Source organism: Dokdonella sp. (assembly GCF_049593775.1).
Lineage (GTDB): Bacteria > Pseudomonadota > Gammaproteobacteria > Xanthomonadales > Rhodanobacteraceae > Dokdonella.
Map to the genome: position 1 here is coordinate 1 of NZ_JBAWHJ010000369.1, position 2,252 is coordinate 2,252.

Sequence of the window (2,252 nt, forward strand, 5' to 3'; positions counted from 1 at the left end):
ATATCTACCGATTCCTCAGCTACAACTACGAGGAAGGTGACGAAATTTATCTGTTCGGTTTCAGCCGTGGTGCGTTTACCGTGCGTACGCTGGCCGGGTTCATGAGTCGCGTAGGCTTGCTCGACAAGGGTGACGATTACTATGTGCCCGATGTCTACGCGGCTTACGAGTCGAACGAGACGGTCGGTTCGGCGCGCTGGGAACAGATCTTCCACAACGTGAAGGTTCGTCGTGAATGCCCGCCGATTCGCATGATCGGCGTCTGGGATACCGTGGGCTCGCTTGGAGCGCCGGGGTTTCTTGGGCGTGTGGTCAATCGCAACAAGTACAAGTACCACGACATCACCCTGAACCGGTATATCCGGAATGCCTTTCACGCCCTGGCCATCGACGAGCAGCGCAAGCCGTTCGCGCCCGATCTCTGGAAGCGGCCGGCCGACTGGCAGGGTCAGCTCGAACAGGCCTGGTTTGCCGGCGTGCACAGCAATATCGGCGGTGGCTACACGCCTGATTGGCTGGCCAACGAGGCACTGCACTGGATGATCGAGAAGGCGGAGGCGCTGGGCTTGAAGTTCAATGCGGCGTATCTCAATTTCTTCGCGCCGGTGTACTACTCGGAACTGAAGGATTCAATGACCAAGGTCTATCGCGTCATGGGTCGGAACATTCGCGAACTTGGCACGCATCAGGCGGATGGAGAAGCGGTGCACAAGTCGGCCGTTGATCGTGCCAACGATCCGAAGTGCGAGTACCAGGTGGACAATCTCAAGCAGTATCTCGACAGCGGCAAGGCCCGCATTGTCGACACAACGAGGATAGAGCGCGGACGCCAGCAGTGAGAAGGGTGCTTTCCGACATCAGGCAGCGGGTCTGGTATATCGAGGCCCGAAGCTGTGCTTCCAGCAAGGACTTTGCATCGGAAGATGCAGCGTCCATGGGCAGCGGCGTGCTTGTCGAAATCGAGCATCGTGGAGAGCCCAAGAAAGTTCGCCGTTACCTGTTGACCTGTGCCCACGTTGTACGGCGGAAAGTCGCCGGTACCAACGAGTGGGGCGGGGCGGTCCACGATGAAATCCTGTGCTGGCGCCGCGGCCAGGGTTACACGCGCACCTACAAGGACAAGCGCCACTGCGGCGATCATCCCGATATCTTCCGCGCAAGCCTGAGTGCGCTTTCGCCTTGTGGTGGTCGGCCTGACGGATTGCCGGACGATCTGCGCGATGCACCGAACGACTGGGTCTTGCTCGAAATTGACGATCCGGCGTTTCAGAAGCAGGGTCGTCCGGTACGCTGGGATGCGATTGACGAAGACGATTCTGTCTGGATCGTCGGCTATCCCGGCGGCGCTGGCCTGACTCGACATGCGTCGGGCACGAGCATCTGGGTGAATGGCAGCATCGTGGAAAATCTCGCCACCGGACCATTCAGTCAGGAGCGAATGCCGGGAGCCGGCATGCTCAGCTTGTCAGGTGTCGACGAGACACGACCGGGCATGAGTGGTGGCGGAATCTTCAATGCCTCGGGAGCCCTGGTCGGCCTGCATCGCGCCGCAGACGACATGGCGATGCAGCGCAACGCGATCGCCGCCACGCATATTCGCGATGCACTGGATACGCGGCGAAATGCATACCCGACGACGCCGACGCGGATTTCCGGGATATCAACCGGAACCCGTCGTGCGGCAATCGCCTTGCTTCTGGTCGCGGTGATGGCAAGCGCAGCCTGGGCGCTGCTGCGCCCGCGTGATTGTCTGCTGCAAGTCAATGTACGAACTACGCCGGATGGGAAAATAGCACGGGTTGTGGATGTCACTCGTGCAAGCGGCAATACCGAATCACAAGTACTTTCACCGGGCGGTGCGGCAGGCATCAGCCTGTCAAACATGGCATCACGCGAACCCTGGCAACTCGGCTTGCGATTCGAGAATGCCGCGTCAGGGAAAATCGAACTGATGGGTTGCCCGTCGTCGCCGGCAACACACGTACTGGAGGAGGCTCATGTCGAGCTGGTGCCGCAATAGTTGTTTGTCTATCGCGTTGGCGTTGCTCGCCGCGTGCGGGGACGACTCGCCTGCGCCGGCGACCGTGCTGATAGGCAGTGTCATCGATGGCGCGACCGAAGAGCCACTACCCGGTGCCGAAGTGCAAGTCGCATTCGGCGCCGAGGTCGAGGCAAACGTGCTGACAGATGAAGCCGGTCGCTTCCAGTTGCAGTTCCCGGCGCCTGCGGGACCCGGTTCCCAGTCACTGGAG

At 60.3% G+C, this 2,252-nt stretch carries 3 protein-coding genes; all 3 read left to right on the plus strand.

Translation table 11 applies throughout. From position 1 onward, the window contains the following. Nucleotides 1-839: DUF2235 domain-containing protein (locus WBP53_RS12685; RefSeq protein WP_423929471.1), on the plus strand; the 839-nt coding region annotated here is incomplete at its 5' end. A 5-nt stretch (nucleotides 840-844) separates the two neighbouring features. Further along, a complete protein-coding gene (locus WBP53_RS12690) occupies nucleotides 845-2,020 on the plus strand; it encodes a S1 family peptidase (protein WP_423929473.1) in 1,176 nt (391 codons plus the stop codon). Nucleotides 2,021-2,024: 4 nt separating this feature from the next. Next, on the plus strand, nucleotides 2,025-2,252 hold a 228-nt coding region (locus WBP53_RS12695), incomplete at its 3' end, for a hypothetical protein (protein WP_423929475.1).